Source organism: Parasutterella sp. (assembly GCF_057870745.1).
In genome coordinates, this window is sequence record NZ_DBMALT010000023.1 from 1 (window position 1) to 18,706 (window position 18,706).

Below are 18,706 nucleotides of genomic sequence, written 5' to 3' on the forward strand. Positions count from 1 at the left end.
GCCGCTGACGAAAAAAGCCCAAGACATGCTTGAGCTTTTAAATCTACCTAAGCCTCCCATGACATTTAAGTCAATATAGAACTATGTCACGGGAGTTACGGCGTTAAGGAAATTTTCACGCATGACGAAAGAATCGAAAAAGAATTTTATGATTTTTTGACCATGGATATTCTTAATCGTTGTGGAAATTCAAATTATTTTCTTCTTGCGACAGAATCGTGGATATTCTCACACCCCTTAATCAAAGCCGTTCCACTAGATATCAACGCAACCTTACCTTTTGGTGCAATTCATTCAAAAAAGCCATCAGAACCAGTTAAAAAATTTTTAAGGATTGTTGACTTTGTTAATTTGGAGTACAAGAACTTTCAGCTTTGGTAGGAACTATTGGAAGAAATCCAGACGAGATTCGCATTCTTGTAGTTCCTTGCATAAAAGCACTATTAGTTAGTTCGGCATCAAAAGGTCGTCCGCATCGAACTGGACGACCGAATCACCTAACTCACCGACGAGTCTTTATCTTCTTAGACACAAACCACGTAAAGAAGACAGGAATAAAGAACGTCGTGATAAACGTGGCTGCCAGCATGCCGCCCAAAACGCCTGTACCCATGGACTGACGGGCTGCTGCACCAGCGCCGGTTGCTGTGGCTAGAGGAATGACGCCCAAGATGAAGGCCATTGAGGTCATCACAATCGGACGAAGACGGAGTTTTGCAGCCTCGAGCGCGGCTTGCCTTGCCTCCATTCCTTCTTCCATCTTTTGGGCTGCAAACTCCACAATCAAAATGGCGTTCTTAGCCGTCAGACCGATCAGCACAAGCAAGCCGATCTGGAAGTAAATATCGTTCGAGAAACCGCGGAAATACGTCGCTACAAGCGCACCCAGCACGGAGTAAGGCACTGCCATTACAACGGCAATCGGAAGCGACCAGCGCTCGAACTGTGCGGCAAGAATCAGGAACACAATGATCAAGCCGAAGGCAAACGCAGCGGCCGAAGAACTTCCGATACGTTTTTCATGGAAGGCCTGCCCCGTCCAGTCAACGTAGTAGCCGCTCGGCAGATATTGGCTCTCGGCATCCACAGCCTGAATCACGTCACCGGTGGAATAGCCCTGCGCCGCATTAACGTTCATAGACGCAGCCAAGAAACCGTTTTCTCGTTTCAACGATTCCGGGCCTGAAGTGCGTTCCACATGGGCCAACGTCGAAAGAGGAACCATCTTCCCGGTATCAGAACGGACATAAAGCTCACCTAAGGATTCCGGTGTCATGCGGTACGGAGCATCGGCTTGAATAATGACGCGGAAGATTTTTCCAATACGCGTAAAGTCGTTGACGTACTTGCCGCCCATGAAATATCCGAGCGTGTCATAAACGTCCGAAATAGCCACGTCCATTGCCAGAGCCTTAGCCTCATCAACCGTAAGGTAGAGCTGAGGTGCATCCGCCTGAATCATCGAGCGGGCCGAACTGATTTCAGGTTTTGCAACCAAACGCTGTCGGAAATCTTCGGCCACTTGCTGCAGTTCAAGCGGATTGTCCGATTCTCGGGATTGAATATAGAAGTCCAAACCGCCGGCACGACCCAGGCCGCTGATCGGCGCCGGATTCACAGCCTGACCCACGGCATCCGTGCGTGCGTTCACCAGCGTTTGAAGCTGACGGCGAATCGTTTCTGCACTGCGCGTTCTCTGATCCCAGGGTTTTAACTGAACAATCAGGGAAGCGGCATTGGATTTCGTATCGTTTGCGATCGTATCGTTTGCCACCAATGCAGTAACGTTCTCAACTTCGGGGATCTTGCGGATTTCTCGACTCAAGTCTGTGACCACCACACCAGTACGGTTCAGAGTCGCGCCTTCCGGCAGCTGAATCGCCACGCGCAAAATGCCTTGGTCTTCGCGAGGAACGAAAGAAGTCGGAACGATCTGCAGGAACTCCCAGCATCCGACGGTGACAGCGACAAGAATCGCAGCCGTAAACCAGCGATGGCGAAGATTAAAGGACACACCCTTGATGTAGTTCAGCTTGAAGCGCTCAAAGCCGTCGTTAAAGAGCCGGAAGATTTTGAAAGGCTTGCTCTTATTTCTGAGCAAAATAGCACACAGAGCCGGCGTCAGCGTTAACGCCACGAAGCCGGAGAGCACAACAGAAACACCGATGGTCACCGCAAACTGACGATACAGCTCACCGGCGATACCACCTAAGAACGCGACCGGTGTGAAAACCGTACTCAGCACCAGCACAATAGCCACCAGAGCTCCGGCTACTTCTTTCATGGCCTTCTGAGAAGCCTGGAAAGCGTTGAGCTTTTCCGTCTCCATAATACGTTCGACGTTTTCAAGCACGACGATCGCATCGTCCACCACAATACCGATGGCCAGCGTCATCGCAAATAACGTCAAAGTATTAAGAGAGAAATTCAGAGCCCATAGACCTGCAAGGGTACCGATCAAGGAAACCGGCACAGCAAGCATCGGGATCAGCGTCGCGCGCCAATTCTGCAGGAAGAGATATACGACCAACAGCACAAGGAGACCGGCTTCCAGCAAAGTCTGCACAACCTCATTCAAAGCGGCCTCAACGAATCTTGAGTTATCGTCCGTAATCACATAAGCGATATCATCCGGGAAGTTCTTGGAGAGCTCCTGAAGCCGCTTTTTGACATCCACAGCCGTCTGCATGGCGTTAGCGCCTGTCTGCAGGTAAACAGCAAACGTAACGCTCGGAACATCGTTTAATTGGTTGTATGCCTCATAACTGCGGTTTCCGACTTCGACCCGGGCAATGTCGTGAATGCGGACAATACCGTCAGCACCGCGCGAACGGACAGTGATATTGCCGAACTCTTCCGGTGTCAGCAACTGACCTTTTGTGCGAATCGTATAAACCAGCTGCTGATCATCAGTCGTCGGAGACGTACCGACTTTACCGGCAGCGTACTGATTGTTCTGCTCTTCGATCGCTTTGCGCACATCGATGGCCGTAATGCCGAGCTGAGCCATTTTCTTCGGATTCAGCCAAATACGCATCGCGCTTTGTGCGTTACCGAAAACGTCTGCGTCACCGACGCCGGGGACGCGTTTGATTGCATCCACTACGTTCAGATTCACGTAGTCAGCGAGCTGAATCGGTTTTAGAGTGCCATTCGGAGAATAAAACGGCACGATCATCAGCGTTTCTTCGCTGCGCTTACGGACGTTCACGCCGTTCTGTCGAACGCTTTCCGGCAACCGTCTTTCTGCAGATCGCACGCGGTTATTGATCTCCAGCATCGCGTCGTTCGGATTTGTACCGACTTCGAACGTGCAGGTAATACGAACATTTCCGTTCGAACGGATGGAAGTTTCGTAATAAAGCAGGCCTTCAACACCGGAGAGCTGATCCTCGATTGGCGCAGCAACTGTCTTAGCCAATGTCTGTGCGTCGGCCCCTTCGTAGGAAGTAGAAATAAAAACAACTGGCGGCGTGATGTCAGGGTATTGGCCCATCGGCAGGACACGTCCTGCGAGCAGGCCCGCAATCACGATCAAAATCGACAGGACAGATGCGAAAATCGGTCGCCGAATACAGAATTGAGAAAGCATTTCGGTTCACCTATCGCAAGTTATTTTTCAGTCGGCTTTGAAGCGGTTTTCTTGTCTTGGTTTAAGGCCACCTTGGCCTTGTCTCTGAGTTTCTGGATCTGATCAATGATCACAAGATCTCCGGATTTGAGGCCGGAGGTGATAATCCAATCTTTGCCTGACCAGCGACCCACCGTCACAGACTGAGCCCTCGCGACACCGTCTTTGTATAAATAGACGCTGTAAGTTCCGTCGGGCAGCTGGCGCACCGCCGATTGAGGAATCAGATAAACGCCCTTCTGTGTGCCGAGCGTCAAACGGATCGTCACGTATTGTCCCGGAAGCAGCTCAGCAGAACGTTCAATCTCCGCGCTTAGCGAACGGGTACCCGTCTGAGGATCGATTTGAGTAGCGGCAAAATTAATGCGCGCAGGAACTTCCACGCCTGTTTTCTCATGCACCACACTCACTGGAGAGTCTTCGGTGATCGTGAATCCGTGCAGATCATTATCGCTTAAAGAAAAGCGAGCCTTAAGTTGATCATCCTGTGTAATATCGGTTAAGGCCGAATTGTTGGCGGTTACCAGTGTTCCGGGATTGATTAAAGACCTGCCGGCAATTCCGCTCACAGGCGCTTTAACCGACGTGTAATCAAGTTGAATTTTGGTTTGCAGCGCTTTAGCCTTTGCTGCCGCTAGATTTGCCTTACAGGACTCCAAGGCGCTGATGCGGTCTGAATATTCTTTTTCGCTTACAGCATTAACTTTGCGCAAAGCTGCAAATCGCTTGGCTTCTCTCTCCGCCTGTTTCAGTTCCACCTGCGCTTGAATAACCGACGCTTCTGCGCTCTGATTAGCGGCATCGAAAGGTGCCGGATCAATCGTAAAGAGCACATCGCCTTGTTTGACGCTCTGTCCTTCAGCATAGTGCCGCTGCAGCACGGGACCAGTCACTTGAGGATAAACAATCACGGCTTTAGAACCTTCCGTCTGCCCGAACACTTCGGCCACATACGGCTGAGTGGTAGGTTCGGCTTTAAGCGTTGTTACTTGAATGGCTTGAACTTTCTGCTTGACTGCTTCTTTGTCATTACATGCGGTTAAACAGGATATGAGGCCTAAGATGCATATAAGGCTGAGGATTGTTCGTTTCAGCATGATGTGTTATGTATTTTTTTTCGTCGACAAATGTGAGAATACCTCAAACGAAGGCCTTCTCATAAGTAAACTCATGCTCCACAGTATTTGTCCTATAGTCTACAAAAGAGGAATAGTTGCCCTAATATCTCTCTTGGGACGGAAATCGATCAACGGAGGTTTTAGACACCTAAAGCCTGATTTCACCCATGATTTCGGTGTTCTGAATCGAATTTAGTCTGCAAATCTTTTTCACAAAAATTTTTTGATGATGAAAAAATCCCGACTTCAACGGGTAAGTCAAAATCGGGATTGAATTATTAATTCAGAGGCGAATTACTTGAAGAGCTTGCCGAGCTTTTCGAAGAAACTTTTTCTTTCCGGCGCGTGATGATCTTTCTTGCTGTGATTGATCGACGCATCGAACTGTCTCAGGATGTCCTTCTGTTCAGTCGTCATATTTACCGGAATCTCCACAGTGGTATGAACGTACAGGTCGCCCTTCTCAGCATTGCGAACACTACGGATGCCGTGGCCTCTCAAGCGGAAGGTCTTTCCGGACTGAGTCCCCTCGGGAATGCGCAATGTGGCTTTGCCCGTTAACGTCGGGACTTCGAGTTCACCTCCGAGCGCCGCCGTCACAAAACTCATGGGCATCTCCATGTGCAGATCCTGCCCGTCACGTTCAAAGATGTCATGGGGCTTGATGCGAATGCGGATGTAAAGATCGCCTGCGGGGCCGCCGTTTTGTCCGGGCGATCCGCGGTCGGGAATACGCATACGGTTGCCGTCATCCACACCGGCGGGAATCGTAATCTCGAGTTCTTTCTTCTCTTCCTGCATACCGGTGCCGTGGCACTTGTGGCAGGGATGAGGAATGTACTTGCCGGTTCCGTGGCAGCGCGGACAGGTCTGCTGAATCTGGAAGAAGCCGGCGCCGGCGCGGACATAACCGCTGCCGTGACAGGTCGGGCAGGTTTCTACCTTCGTGCCCTTTTCTGCACCGGATCCGCCGCAGGCTGTGCACTTGCTCCAGGAGGGAACCTTAATCTTTGTCTTGTAGCCTTCTGCGGCTTGTTCAAGCGTGATATCGAGGTCATAAATCAGATCTTCACCGCGGAACATCTGCTTATTCTGTCCGGAGCTGCGGGCGTGTCCTCCGCCGAAAATCTCGGAGAAAATATCGCCCATGTCGCCGAACTGAGAAGCATCAAAACCTCCGAACCCCCCGAATCCGCCGGCACCGGGGCCTCCGGCTCCGCCGTTGAACGCAGAACGGCCGTAACGGTCATAAGCCGCGCGCTTCTGCTCATCCTTCAGCACTTCATAGGCTTCGCCTACTTGTTTGAATTTTTCTTCGGCATGCTTGTCCCCTTTATTGCGGTCAGGGTGATACTTCATCGCCATACGGCGATAACCTTTCTTGATCTCTTCCTGAGTAGCAGTACGGGAGACTCCCAGTACCTCGTAATAATCAAAATCTACTTCGTCAGCCATTCTTTACGGAATTCGGTTATAGGGTAAAAACCCTTATTTTCGTCTCTTTATCTACGCCATGAGGCCGCAACCTTACGGAAGCGGCCTCATTGTCGTTAGCTACAGTCTAACAAGTTTCAGAATTAGACTTCTTTGAAGTCGGCATCGACGACATCGTCATCTTTCTTCTGAGACTTGGGAGCTTCCTGCTGAGCACCCGGCTGTGCCTGCTGCTGATTCAGCTTTTCGCCGATCTTCTGAGCAGCAGCCATCAAAGCGTCAGTACGTTTTGTGATCAGATCCTTGTCTTCGCCCTTAACGGCTTCTTCAAGGTCGTTAATCGCAGTTTCGCAGGCAGCGCGGTCAGCGCCGTCAACCTTTTCACCGAGGTCCTTCAGGGTCTTACGAACCTGATGGATGCTGGATTCAGCCGTGTTGCGAGCCTGAGCCAGTTCGGCACGGCGGCGGTCTTCTTCCTTGTTGGCTTCAGCATCGGCAACCATTCTTTCGACGTCGGCGTCGCTCAAACCGGAGTTAGCCTTAATCGTGATCTGGTTTTCCTTGCCTGTTGCCTTGTCCTTAGCGGAAACATGGAGAATACCGTTGGCGTCGATATCGAATGTCACTTCGATCTGCGGCAGTCCTCTCGGAGCAGGAGCGATGCCTTCAAGGTTGAATTCGCCAAGCAGTTTGTTGTCAGCTGCCATTTCACGTTCGCCCTGGTAAACCTTAATGGTTACGGCAGGCTGATTGTCTTCGGCAGTAGAGAACACCTGAGAGTGCTTTGTCGGGATCGTGGTGTTGCGCTTGATCATCGGAGTCATCACGCCGCCCAGGGTTTCGATACCGAGGGTAAGCGGTGTAACGTCGAGAAGAAGAACGTCGCTGCGGTCACCGGACAGAACGGCACCCTGAATAGCAGCACCCATAGCAACTGCTTCATCCGGGTTCACGTCCTTACGCGGATCCTTCTTGAAGAAGTCCTTAACAGCTTCCTGAACAGCCGGCATACGTGTCTGACCGCCGACGAGGATGACGTCGGAGATATCTTCAACAGTAGCGTTGGCGTCCTTCAGGGCCTTGCGGCAAGGTTCGATCGTCCTTTCGATCAGATCTTCGCAGAGGCTTTCGAGCTTAGAACGTGTCAGTGTGATGTTCAGATGCTTCGGACCTGTTGCATCAGCAGTGATGTAAGGCAGGTTGATTTCTGTTTCCTGACGGCTGGACAGTTCGATCTTGGCCTTTTCAGCGGCGTCTTTCAAACGCTGCAGAGCCAAAACGTCCTGGCTCAGGTCAATGCCTGTGTCTTTCTTGAATTCTTTGATGACGTAGTCAACGATTCTCTGGTCGAAGTCTTCGCCGCCAAGGAATGTGTCACCGTTGGTAGACAGAACTTCAAACTGTTTTTCACCGTCAACATCGGCTAAGTCGATGATGGAGATATCGAATGTGCCGCCGCCCAAGTCATAGACAGCGATTTTACGGTCTCCCTTACCGCCTTTATCAAGACCGAAAGCCAAAGCAGCGGCTGTCGGTTCGTTAATGATACGGCGGACATCCAAACCGGCGATCTTACCGGCGTCCTTAGTAGCCTGACGCTGAGAGTCATTGAAGTAAGCCGGAACAGTAATAACGGCTTCTTTAACTTCTTCACCGAGGTAGTCTTCGGCGGTTTTCTTCATCTTACGAAGAATTTCAGCAGAAACCTGCTGCGGAGCCAGATCCTTGTCACCGAGAACCTGAACCCAGGCGTCGCCGTTGGCAGCCTTGATAATCTTGTAAGGCATCAGTTTGATGTCTTTCTGAACTTCTTTGTCGTCATAGCGACGGCCGATCAAACGCTTGATCGCGAAAAGCGTGTTGGCAGGATTCGTAACAGCCTGACGTTTTGCCGGAGCGCCGACAAGCACTTCTTTTTCAAGATATGCAACGACGGAAGGTGTGGTGCGAGCACCTTCGCTGTTTTCGATCACGCGAACCTTGTCACCTTCAACGACCGCGACTGCGGAGTTTGTTGTTCCAAGGTCAATACCAATAATTTTTGCCATTTTTGAATTTCCTCACTTGCCGGCAGAAGGGCTGCCTGCTGTTAAGTTTCTATATTGAGTCGTTTCCTGAAAAAACAAGTCTTATTGAGCGACTGCCACCATCGCCGGACGAAGAACTCGATCGGCAATTTTCCATCCGCGCTGAAACACTGTTGCGACGCAGCCTGGCTGGACTGCAGGATCTTTCACCATGGTTATCGCCTGCATTGTGTTGGGATCAAATTTGAGACCCACAGGGTTTTCACACTTCATCCCGTTATGCTCCAGTGCGCTCAGCAGTTGACGGTAGGTAATCTCAAGGCCTTCTTTGAGGGGCCCCTTTTCATTTGCAGACGCCTCAAGCGCCTTTTCCATACTGTCTACGACCGGCAGCATGGATTCTGCAAATTTTTCAATGCCGAATTTACGGGCTTTAGCAACATCTTCAGAGGCGCGGCGGCGGGTGTTGTCTGCTTCGGCGACTGCTCTGACATAAAGGTCGTAGTTTTCCGCGGCCTTAGCCTGGGCCTTCGCTAATTCGGCAGATAAATCTAAGTCCGGGAGTTCCGGAGCGTCTGCCGGAGCCTGTTGGGCTGCTTCGTCCTGAGGTGGGACGGTCTGTCCGTTCTTTAATTCGTTATCTTGCATTAACTGTCCTCAAGTTTTTTTCAGAAATCAGGATCCGATCTAACGGAGCCCTTTAATGGTTGATATGGGGTCGCCCGATCCTTTTTCAACCTTCGATGAACATCATTATGAGAACACCTCTCAGCTTCAAGAAGTAACGCCACCCGAATTAAGCAAATTAGGAAGTGAAGTTATGTAGCAAATTAAATGACCTAGCGGGAAAATACCCGCCTATTGGTTGAAATATAAAGGGTTTTCCCTTATTCGCCAAGCTTAACGAAAAAGGTAACAAATTTATTCCGGCCAATGAAGCAGTTCTTCTTCGACAATCTTCTCAACTAGGGAAACCGACGCCTCTGAATCATTCAAACAAGGGATGTAATGGAAGACTTTGCCTCCGGCTTTAAGCCAAGTCTCTTTGAGTTCCAGGCCGATCTCTTCAATCGTTTCCAAACAGTCGGTATGAAACCCCGGGCAGATAACATCTAGCCGCTCCACGCCTTCTCGAGCTAAATGACGGGCCGTCTCATCGGAATAAGGTTTGAGCCATTCTTCCTTGCCAAAACGGGATTGGTAGGAAAGCACTACTTTAGAAGGATCTACGCCGAGCTCTTGAATCAGCAGATCGGTTGTCTCGCGAACTTGTTTCGGGTAAGGATCGCCTTCTTCGCAGTAGCGAACCGGCATGCCGTGGAAGGAGAGCATCAATCGGCCCTTCTTGCCAAGCGGACCGACCTTTGCCCATTGATCGCGAATTTGATCGGCCAATGCCTTGATGTACAGCGGATGCGTGTGATAGTCGCGAATGAAGCGCACTTTTGGATGGCTTTTCATTTGCTGCATTGCCTTTGAGACGGCATCGGAAACGGAAGCCGTCGTGGAAGACGAATACTGCGGATAGAGCGGAAGCAATAAGACACGGTCAAAACCGTGCTCATTGTGGATGGTTTTAAAGACTTCGACCTGGGAGGGATTGCCGTAGCGCATGCCGACAAACACGTCCGCATCGATGGCTTTTTCCTGCAGACGCTGACGTAGCTTATCGGCGATCCGGTCGGTATAGACCTTAAGCGGAGCGCCCTCTTTCATCCATACCTGCGCGTAGCGCGCTGCGGATTTGGGACTGCGGCGAGGCAGAATAACCAAATTCAGCAGCGTCAGCCAAAAAATCGGATTTAAGTCGACGACTCGTCGGTCGGAAAGAAATTCTCGTAAATAAGGCTTGAGCGCCGAAGCGGTCGGTTCATCAGGGGAACCGAGGTTAATCAGGAGTACCGCGGTCTTCGGGCTCTTTTCTGTCATATCTTTTTAACGGGAAAGGATTTCGTCTTGAACCGCTTTGGCGCGGCGGCTATGAAGATACCCGATAAGCAGTGCTACGGCAAGAGACATCCAGAACTTACCCAGAACCTGGCCGAAGATAAATTCAATAGAGCCGAAAGCCAGAGAAAGGAAGATGGCACTGTCGACCATGGAGCCAACTAAGCCGCTTGCCATAATGGCCCAAGCCGGCCATTTCTTACGCATCGGCGTGTAGACAACCAAGTCAGCGAGTTCGGAGAAGAAGAAGGCCATCACGGAAGCCAAGACCAAGGACGGTTCGGAGAAAAGTGCGGAGAGCGCTGCGCCGATAATGATGGCGTAAAGCGACCAGCGGACACCGAGTTTGGCCTGCAGTCCGTCACGAAGCACCAGCGCTACACCGGCCATGAGCACGCCGCTCGGGGCCATGATTCCGGGCCATACCGGAATTAAGCAAGGGCCGTCGGCAGTACAGACCGTACCGACATTCATCACCACCCAGTTCATCGCCGGGATGGTCAGGATAAAGAGGATGAAGTAGAGGATTCCGACTGAGTAGTCTTTGGTACTTCTTAAAGGCATTTCAACTCCGTTTCCGGCTGCACATACCGGGGGAAAATTAGAGACATCAGCGGCCGCGGAAACAGAAATCGAAGGTGCGTGTCGGCAGAAATCCGAGGCTTCCTTCGTTCGGTTTGCGAGGGAACCCGCAATGGCCGCCCTCAGCGGGATATTCTAACGTCACAAATTTGGAAACTTCTTGAATCTTCGGTAAAACTTCGTTTCCCACGATCGGATCGTTCTTGGCATTAAGCACCAGTGTCGGCAATCGGATGCCGCCTAAATGCGGTTTGCTCGAACATTTCGTCCAGTAGTCCATGTAGTCCTTGTAGCCGAAAATCGGTGCCGTAAAAAGATCGTCAAACTGCCAGAGCCAGCGAATCTTTTTAATTTTCTCGACATCTAACACGCCCGGAAAACGCTTGGCTTTTGCGAGCGCTTTTTTCTTCATCGTCGAGATGAAATTTAAGTCGTAAATCCGGCTGAAGCCTTTACGAATGACATGACTCGAACCCACCAAATCGAGGGGCGCGCAGACTGCAGCGATGCCGGAAACCAGCTTTGCAGCGTCCTCGCCTCGAGTACCGGCCCAGAAGAGCAGGTTGTTGGCGCCCAACGAGACGCCCATCGCATAGATCGGGGCCTCAGGATAGAGCTCTCGAAGCCGTGCAAACTCCCAATCCAGCTCTGCGGCATCTGCCGCGTTATACGCCCGAAGTTTCTTATTAGTGACACCGCCGCAGCCGCGGTAGTGAATCACCACGCCTCGGACGCCCTCTTCGCCGCAGCGCGCCATCAGCGCTCGCGCATAGTGACTGTTGGAGGATCCCTCCAGTCCGTGGATATGCACCATGATCGGGGCCTTCGGATCAATGGGTTCCGGTGTCGACCAGTCCACGGCGATGATGTCGTCATCCGGTGTATTCCAAATCTCACGGCGATAAATCACCTTGGCCTTCGGAAACAATTCGGCAGGCACAATGGTTTGCAGGTGGCCGCCGGGCAGCCACCAAGGAGCACGGTATTCGGAAGCAACGAGACTCATAGGCATAGCAGGTTCAAACTGCCTTTTAGCTTAGGTCGCTTTTAGGCCTCCTGACCTTCGGACGGACCAAAAACGAGCGACCAAAGCTCGCGAACCTTTTGCGCCTCTTCCGCAAACTCTTCTCTCGGAACGCGTACCGGCACACTCGGTGAGTTCAGTCGGAACTCATGCTGGATGCGGCGATATTTACGATAAATCGCCGAGACTTCAAGCGCCAGGTCTTTCGGAATCAATCCGGCGTCAGAAGCCATCTCCAGCATCTTGATGTTGCCGAAATTATTGACGAGCTGCGGGAACTTAGAAGAGTACTGAAGCACAAGATACTGGACAATGAACTCCACATCCACCATCCCGCCTTCGTCATGCTTCACATCAAAAAGCTCCGTTTTGTTGGGATGGCCGTCGTGCATACGCTGCCGCATTTTGAGCACTTCAGCCTTCGTTTCCTCGGCATTTCGCTCGCGGCGGAGAATTTCGATGCGAATTTTTTCGAACTTGTCGCCGATGTCTCGGTCGCCGGCGGCGTACCGCGCACGCGTTAAGGCCTGATGCTCCCAGAGCCAAGCACCTGTGCCGTCTTCGTTTTTCTGATACTTCTCAAAGCTGTCCACGGAAGAAACCAGCATGCCGGACTCTCCGTTCGGACGCAGACGCATATCCACGTCAAAAAGAACGCCGGACCCGGTTGTGGCGGTGAGCCAGTTAATCAGTCGACGCGCGAAACGCATGTAGATCTTTTCTGCATCCTGAGCGTCATCTTCAAACAGGAAGACCAAATCCAGGTCGCTTGCGTAGGCGAGTTCTTTGCCGCCGAGTTTGCCGTAAGCCACGATGGCAAACTTAGGACGCTCGATGTGGCGTCCGGGAACCGTCTTCCAGACCTCTTCCATAACGATTTCAAGCGTCGCGTCCGCCAGGGCCGAAAGCTGGTCTGCCAATCGTTCTACCGTCAGGCGTCCAGCCATGTCTGCTAAGAACAGTCGGAACAAACGAGCGTGATGGACTTCTCGGATGAGGTTCATACGAGTTTCCTGATCGTCTTCCGGAATATCCGCAAGCCGCGCCCGGGTGCGCTCAATATAAGAAGAGAAATCCACCGGCGTGTAGTCGTCAATCTGGCTAAGTCGCTCGTCCCAGAGTTCGTCCAGCAAAAGCGGATGGCGGTTGAGATACTCGGCCGCCCACTTGCCGCAGCCAAGTACGTCGCCCAAACGTTTCGCCGCCAGCGGGTACTGTAGAAGCAGCGAAACATACGTCGGGCGTCCCGCAATAACTTCATAGAACTTGATGCAGCGGCGTAAGAGCTCTTCCCGCGAAATCAGTTTTAAATGTTCCGGCTTATTTTTACCTTCAACCGTATTCTTAACCAGGGTGATCATGCGCTGGCGGGCACCGGCATTAATGAGCTTTAAGGCGCGCAGCGACATCAGGTTAAGGATGAGCTGGGAGAGCTCTTCGGTTTCTTTAAAACCGTTACGCTCTAGTACTTTTGCTAAAGCAGGCAGCGCTTCGGCGGAACCGGTTTCCCAGCCAAGCGGCCAGTCTTCTTCGCCGACCTCTTCTTTAGTCTGGAAAATCTCATCAAAGCGGGCGGCTACATACTCTGTCGAGAGCTCTATCTGTTTCTGCAGGTCTTCGACAGTAAAGCCCAGCATCCTCGCAATTCTCTTTCTGTGTTCGGGATCCGCGGCAAAAAGCTGCGTCTGCTGATCGTTCTCATACTGAAGCGCATGCTCCAGATTGCGGAGGAACACATAAATCTTCGAGAGCATCTCGGCTTTGTCTTTGGCGAGGATGTTCTCGGAAGCGAGCGCCTGCAGTGCTTTCAGCGTAGAGCGTTCTCTTAAAAACGGATTGCGTCCTCCGCGGATTACCTGAAAGGTCTGTGCAATGAACTCGATCTCTCGGATGCCGCCGCGGCCGAGCTTAATGTTCTGACCTTCTTTCAGGCTCTCCAAGGCACGTTTCTGCGTCGAGAGACGAATCTTTGCGTGCAGGTCGGTAAGAGAACTGATCGCCCCGAAATCCAGGTACTTCCGATAAACGAACGGGCGGACAATATCGTTGATGTTTTTCTTTTGGATATTGAAGTCTTCCTCAGAAGCAAACACCGGGCCGTTAACGACACGGCCCTTGAGCCATGCAAAGCGCTCCCAGTCGCGTCCCTGCGTCATCAGGTACTCTTCGAGCATGTCGCTTGAGCCCACAATCGGACCGGAATCTCCGTTCGGACGCAGACGCATATCCACGCGGAACACAAAGCCTTCCCAAGTGATTTCGGAAAGAGCCGGAATGACTTTCTTGGCGAGCCGCTCATAGAACTCCTGATTGCTGATGATCTTGCGAACATTCGGATATTCCGGCGTCGGTCCGCATTCGCCGTCGCAGTCGTAGAAGAAAATCAGGTCTATGTCGCTTGAGACATTCAGTTCATGGCCGCCTAACTTGCCCATGCCGATCACAATCAGATCCTGAGGAACACCGGTTTCCGAGCGCGGAACGCCGAATCGCTTCGCCAGCTCTTTGGCATAGACGGAAACCGTGCGGTCGATCGTGATCTCTGCTAAATCAGACATCACGGTGACGACTTCTTCTAAATTCGCCAAGCCGGAAATATCGCGCGCGACAAGATTCATCATCACGTCTCGGCGCAAACGACGCATTGCACTCTTAAGCGCCTCGCCGTCTTCGATACCGGATAGTCGCTCACGCATTTTTTCCGGCGCCCAGGGCGTCTGAGAGATTTCCTGTACATAAGACCGAACTTTATCTTCGTCTTCTCCGAACATGGAACGGAGTGTGTTTTTGAAATACGCCGAGACTTCAGGGACTTCCGAGAGAGAAAGCCTGAGAACTTTAGGAAGGAGATCGGAGGATTGGAGTGCTGCAGACATATTGTTTTTGGAAGCTAAAAATGAGTCTATCTTCCAATATTAGAGTTTATTTATGGGAAATTGAGCGATACTTAGAAGATCAGAAAAAAGTTTAAGGATTCGGGAAATGACGGACAATTCCGAACTACAGACATCAACCACACCAACAAAACCTAAAAAAGGCTTTTTCGGGTATGCCTGGAGGACCATTCTTTGGTTCTTAGTCATCCTTTACTTTGCACTCGGCACCGCATGGCTCGGAGCGCGCTACTGCCTTGCGCCTTATCTGAACGAACATAAATCCAAGATCGAAAACAAGATTTCTCATGTTTTGGACATTCCCGTTCAGTTCGGATCGCTCGACACCGACTGGCAGGGGCTGTCTCCCGAAATCACGCTTAAAAACATCGAACTCGGCGAACCGGGCAAAGACCCGATCACAGCTGAATCTCTTACTGCAAAGCTTTCTCTTAGTTCTTTAACAAACCTCACTCCGATCTTCGAATCCGTCACGTTAAACAACCCTAAAGTCGAAGTTCGCCGCCTGGCACCGATGTCCTTCTCCGTATTGGGCAGAAAGGTCAATCTCAAAAAACTCATGTCCGGCGAGACAGAGACGCATGCGCTGACGACGAAACTGCCGTCCGACGTCATGCTTCTTTTAAAGCAGAAGTCTCTGGAAATCAAAGACGGCACGATTCTGATTCATGATCAGAAGAGCAACAAAACACTTGAAATCAAGAACGTAAACGTCGCCTATAACGGCTCCTCCCGGGACAAGCAGCTGGCCTTTACGCTGACGCTCCCGTCGGCGATCGCTTCTCCGATTACCGTTCGCGCGCTCTTTAAGACCCCGGCGCTCAATCCGTCTAAGCTCGCCGACTGGGATGCGGAGCTCTACGCGCAGACTGACTTTATAAATTTCGGCGAACTGGCCAAATGGCTGCCTGACTTCTCCTTCAAATACAAAGGGACAGGATCAGGCTCTCTGTGGGCAAACTTTGAGAAATGGTCTCCGTCCTCGGCAAGTTTTATCGGAGCTCTGTCTCATGTCGACCTCCAGCTGCCTGACTTAGCACCTCTGCGCCTGAAGTTCGTCAAGGGCAAGATTTCCGGAAATATGTCGGACAAGGCCTACGGCCTGTCGACAGAAAACTTCTCCTTTGAACTGGAATCCGGAGAAAAACTACCTCCACTGGATATGAGCCTGAAGTTAGACCGTAACGGCAAGGAATTCACGGGCGGTTCTTTCAATGCCAACAGCTTAGTTTTTCAGGGCATGACTGCTTTGCTGCCGTCGCTTCCGCTGCCTCAGTCTTTCAAGGATTTCGTCGCCGAGCGGAAGCTCTCAGGATCGCTCGTTAATGTGGACTTAGATTGGCAGGGGCTGCCAAGCGAACCCAAGCATTACAACGGCAAACTTTCTCTGCGTAATTTCTGCTCTTTCGGGGCCTCCGGCAAAGACAATACCCAGTGGCTTCCGGGATTTATCAATCTCAGCGCCGACATTACCCTTAAAGATGGCGTGGGTACCTCCGTACTCACAACAAAAGACGCGTCGGTTGCTCTTCCAGGATTATTCCCAGCAGCCGCTTTCCATTTCGACAGCATCGGAGGAACCGTGGTTTGGAATACCGTTAACGGCATTTCACTCGAGTTCAAAGACGTTCTGATTGAGAACGCCGATGCTGCGGTTAAGGTCAATGGGACGTACACTAACGCCGGCAACACTCCCCTCGGAACCGCAGACCTTAAAGCCGATGTTTTACGCGGAAACGTCCCTGCCGTTTGGAAATACATGCCGCTTGTTGTCGGCAACGACACAATCACCTGGCTGCGGTACGGTCTTTTAGAGGGCAAAGCCACCGGGGGCCACGCCGTTCTTAAGGGGCCGCTCCACGAGTTTCCCTTCCATGAATCTAAAGAACATCAGTTTCTGGTATCCGTTAATGCAGAGGACGTCCTTCTCGATGTCTATCCGAACATTCTGGACAATCCAAAGGCTTCTCCGAAACGCGGAGCGATTTGGCCGCTCTTTGAAAAAGTCGGCGGCGTAGTCAAATTTGAAGGCGACGGCATGGCCATTAGTGCCAACCGCGGGACCTATAAAGGTGTACAGCTTACGCATGCACAAGTCGACATTCCCGCCTTCTCTGCGGATACCGTTTGGTTGGATGTAGACGCAGCGGCGTCCGGCGCCCTCCCCGGTTTCTTGTCTTACGTGAAGACTTCTCCGGTTGACGGCTACACCGGCGGTCTTTTCAAGAAGGCCGAGGGCACCGGCAACGGAGATCTGACTCTCGAACTGAAGATCCCGCTTGACGGTCCGGGTGAAGTTGCTGTTTCCGGCGCTTTTACGCTTAAAGATAATGCAGTTAAGTTCAATGATTTCTCGATTCCGGATTTGACTCATGTCACCGGCCTCGTGAACTTCAATGACAAAGGTGCTTCGAGCACGGGCATTACCGCCGATTGTTTCGGCAATGCCGTAAAAGCGACGCTCGACACAGACGATAAGGGCAATATTAAGGTTTCTGCTTCCGGAACCATCGCCGCTAAGGCATTGCCGCAGGTTATTCCGGTTCCGATGCTTGCCAAAGCCGCAGACAAATATCTGAGCGGCAACACGCCCTTTACAGTCAATGTAACCGTCGGCCCAAAGCTCACGGTGAACGTTAAAAGCTCGCTTTCAGGCTTGGAGAGCAAGCTGCCGCCTCCTATGGAAAAACCGGCATCTTTGTCTGCACCTCTGGACCTCAATATCGTCACAGACAACAAGGCCACGGATCTCAGAATCATGATTGAGGGATTCCTGAGTTCGGAATTTATCCTGCAGAATAATGACATCAAACGTGCTGCCATCGGCAACCGCAGTCTGCCGACATTGCCGTCTCACGGCTATGCGATCTCCTTGAAGGCGCCGCTGGTTTCGGCGAAGGCGTGGCAGGCGGTCTTTGATCATCTAAAAGTGGATACCAAACCGTCCGGAACCGTTGTCCTGCCGGATATTGCCTTCCTCAAGGCTAACATTGACGAACTGCAGATCGACAATTTCAATCAAACGAACTTCTCGCTCTTAGGGCGACCCGTCGGGAATTCTCTGCTGATTACGATCAACAGCAATCAGATGAATGCCAATCTGGAATGGAAAAAAGCTCAAAACGGCAAGGAACCCGAGCTCATCGCGCATATTTCCAAACTCTTCATCCCGAGCTCTGCAAGAGACGCCGCAGAAAAATCCAAGCCGGTTCAAATTCAAGGCGGCTGGCCCGCAATCAATGCGGTTATCGATGATTTAACCTACGGCAATATGCGGTTAGGCAAGCTGGAACTAGTTGCACGCAACACTCCGTCAACAAAAGGGCAGCTCTGGAAAATTACAAAGCTGAATCTTTCCAACAGCGCTGCGCAGCTGCGCTCATCCGGCAGCTGGCTGAAAGGTTTCGACGGCGGCAACGAAACGAATCTTTTAATCAATACCAATATCAATAACCTCGGCGGCCTGCTGAATCGCCTGGATATGCAGAATCTGGTCAGATCCGGCAACGGCTCGATCAGCGGTAATTTATCCTGGGTCGGTACTCCCCTCGGCTTTAACACCGAGAGCTTCGACGGAGAACTGAATATCGATCTGAAGAGAGGCGAAATCCTCAAGATTCAACCGGGTCCGGCAGCCAAGCTGCTGTCTCTACTGACGCTGCAGTCTTTGACGCGCTACCTGACCTTGGACTTCAGAGACTTTTACTCCGCAGGCTTCAACTTCTCCACGATCCGCGGTAAAGCGGTATTGGAAGACGGCCTGATGAATATCAAGGATCTGACGATGATCGGGGGAAGCGCGACCGTTGTTATTAATGGCAACGTCAACACGCAGAAAGAAACAGAGAATCTGCACCTATTGGTCCTGCCTGATATCAATGCAGCAGGAGCGTCTGTGGCTCTCGCGGTTGCAAACCCGATCGTCGGTATCGGCAGTTTCCTGGCCCAATTGATTTTCAAAGATCCCTTGAGTAAGCTTTTCTCCTTCGAATATCAAGTGACCGGGACTTGGTCGGATCCGGTCGTCACCAAGATTAAACGTTAGGAAC

Annotated in this window: 11 protein-coding genes; 2 read left to right on the top strand and 9 right to left on the bottom strand. The window is 51.5% G+C overall.

Annotated features, from left to right (window positions below; genetic code table 11):
- Window positions 1-502: 502 nt before the first annotated feature.
- The 5 genes from ACZND6_RS07540 to grpE form a co-directional block, all read right to left on the bottom strand.
- The gene (locus ACZND6_RS07540; RefSeq protein WP_489524520.1) at window positions 503-3,592 is read right to left on the bottom strand and encodes an efflux RND transporter permease subunit; all 3,090 of its coding nucleotides are present in this window, start codon (window positions 3,590-3,592) and stop codon (window positions 503-505) included.
- 20 nt (window positions 3,593-3,612) lie between these two features.
- Entirely contained in the window at window positions 3,613-4,728 is a 1,116-nt protein-coding gene (locus ACZND6_RS07545) for an efflux RND transporter periplasmic adaptor subunit (RefSeq protein WP_008863619.1), read from the bottom strand.
- Window positions 4,729-5,043: 315 nt separating this feature from the next.
- Window positions 5,044-6,204, bottom strand: coding sequence for a molecular chaperone DnaJ (gene dnaJ, locus ACZND6_RS07550; protein WP_008810587.1), 1,161 nt, complete (start codon window positions 6,202-6,204; stop codon window positions 5,044-5,046).
- 122 nt (window positions 6,205-6,326) lie between these two features.
- Complete coding sequence (gene dnaK, locus ACZND6_RS07555; RefSeq protein WP_008863618.1) at window positions 6,327-8,231, bottom strand: molecular chaperone DnaK; 1,905 nt, start codon at window positions 8,229-8,231, stop codon at window positions 6,327-6,329.
- 81 nt (window positions 8,232-8,312) lie between these two features.
- Window positions 8,313-8,858, bottom strand: coding sequence for a nucleotide exchange factor GrpE (gene grpE, locus ACZND6_RS07560; protein WP_008810585.1), 546 nt, complete (start codon window positions 8,856-8,858; stop codon window positions 8,313-8,315).
- Window positions 8,859-8,913: 55 nt separating this feature from the next.
- Here grpE and ACZND6_RS07565 point away from each other — a divergent pair, with 55 nt between their 5' ends.
- On the top strand, window positions 8,914-9,036 hold the full coding sequence (locus tag ACZND6_RS07565) for a hypothetical protein (RefSeq protein WP_021868332.1): 123 nt from the start codon (window positions 8,914-8,916) through the stop codon (window positions 9,034-9,036).
- Window positions 9,037-9,131: 95 nt separating this feature from the next.
- Here the strand turns inward: ACZND6_RS07565 and hemH are convergent, their stop codons facing one another.
- From hemH to glnE, 4 genes are read right to left on the bottom strand one after another with little or no spacing between them, the layout of a single operon-like run.
- The gene (hemH, locus tag ACZND6_RS07570) at window positions 9,132-10,139 is read right to left on the bottom strand and encodes a ferrochelatase (protein ID WP_293737038.1); all 1,008 of its coding nucleotides are present in this window, start codon (window positions 10,137-10,139) and stop codon (window positions 9,132-9,134) included.
- Window positions 10,140-10,145: 6 nt separating this feature from the next.
- The gene (locus ACZND6_RS07575; RefSeq protein WP_022100446.1) at window positions 10,146-10,721 is read right to left on the bottom strand and encodes a VUT family protein; all 576 of its coding nucleotides are present in this window, start codon (window positions 10,719-10,721) and stop codon (window positions 10,146-10,148) included.
- A 46-nt stretch (window positions 10,722-10,767) separates the two neighbouring features.
- A complete protein-coding gene (locus tag ACZND6_RS07580) occupies window positions 10,768-11,751 on the bottom strand; it encodes a YheT family hydrolase (RefSeq protein ID WP_278385327.1) in 984 nt (327 codons plus the stop codon).
- A gap of 35 nt (window positions 11,752-11,786) precedes the next feature.
- Window positions 11,787-14,639, bottom strand: a complete 2,853-nt coding sequence (gene glnE, locus ACZND6_RS07585) for a bifunctional [glutamate--ammonia ligase]-adenylyl-L-tyrosine phosphorylase/[glutamate--ammonia-ligase] adenylyltransferase (protein WP_370748494.1) — start codon at window positions 14,637-14,639, stop codon at window positions 11,787-11,789.
- A gap of 106 nt (window positions 14,640-14,745) precedes the next feature.
- Between glnE and ACZND6_RS07590 the strand changes: the two genes are divergently transcribed.
- Window positions 14,746-18,702, top strand: a complete 3,957-nt coding sequence (locus ACZND6_RS07590; protein WP_489524521.1) for a YhdP family protein — start codon at window positions 14,746-14,748, stop codon at window positions 18,700-18,702.
- Window positions 18,703-18,706 lie beyond the last annotated feature (4 nt).

Excerpts from the sequence above, each read along its gene's own strand:
- ACZND6_RS07540 (WP_489524520.1), bottom strand. The coding sequence starts at position 3,592 with ATGCTTTCTCAATTCTGTATTCGGCGACCGATTTTCGCATCTGTCCTG.
- ACZND6_RS07545 (WP_008863619.1), bottom strand. The coding sequence starts at position 4,728 with ATGCTGAAACGAACAATCCTCAGCCTTATATGCATCTTAGGCCTCATA.
- dnaJ (WP_008810587.1), bottom strand. The coding sequence starts at position 6,204 with ATGGCTGACGAAGTAGATTTTGATTATTACGAGGTACTGGGAGTCTCC.
- dnaK (WP_008863618.1), bottom strand. The coding sequence starts at position 8,231 with ATGGCAAAAATTATTGGTATTGACCTTGGAACAACAAACTCCGCAGTC.
- grpE (WP_008810585.1), bottom strand. The coding sequence starts at position 8,858 with ATGCAAGATAACGAATTAAAGAACGGACAGACCGTCCCACCTCAGGAC.
- ACZND6_RS07565 (WP_021868332.1), top strand. The coding sequence starts at position 8,914 with ATGGTTGATATGGGGTCGCCCGATCCTTTTTCAACCTTCGATGAACAT.
- hemH (WP_293737038.1), bottom strand. The coding sequence starts at position 10,139 with ATGACAGAAAAGAGCCCGAAGACCGCGGTACTCCTGATTAACCTCGGT.
- ACZND6_RS07575 (WP_022100446.1), bottom strand. The coding sequence starts at position 10,721 with ATGCCTTTAAGAAGTACCAAAGACTACTCAGTCGGAATCCTCTACTTC.
- ACZND6_RS07580 (WP_278385327.1), bottom strand. The coding sequence starts at position 11,751 with ATGCCTATGAGTCTCGTTGCTTCCGAATACCGTGCTCCTTGGTGGCTG.
- glnE (WP_370748494.1), bottom strand. The coding sequence starts at position 14,639 with ATGTCTGCAGCACTCCAATCCTCCGATCTCCTTCCTAAAGTTCTCAGG.
- ACZND6_RS07590 (WP_489524521.1), top strand. The coding sequence starts at position 14,746 with ATGACGGACAATTCCGAACTACAGACATCAACCACACCAACAAAACCT.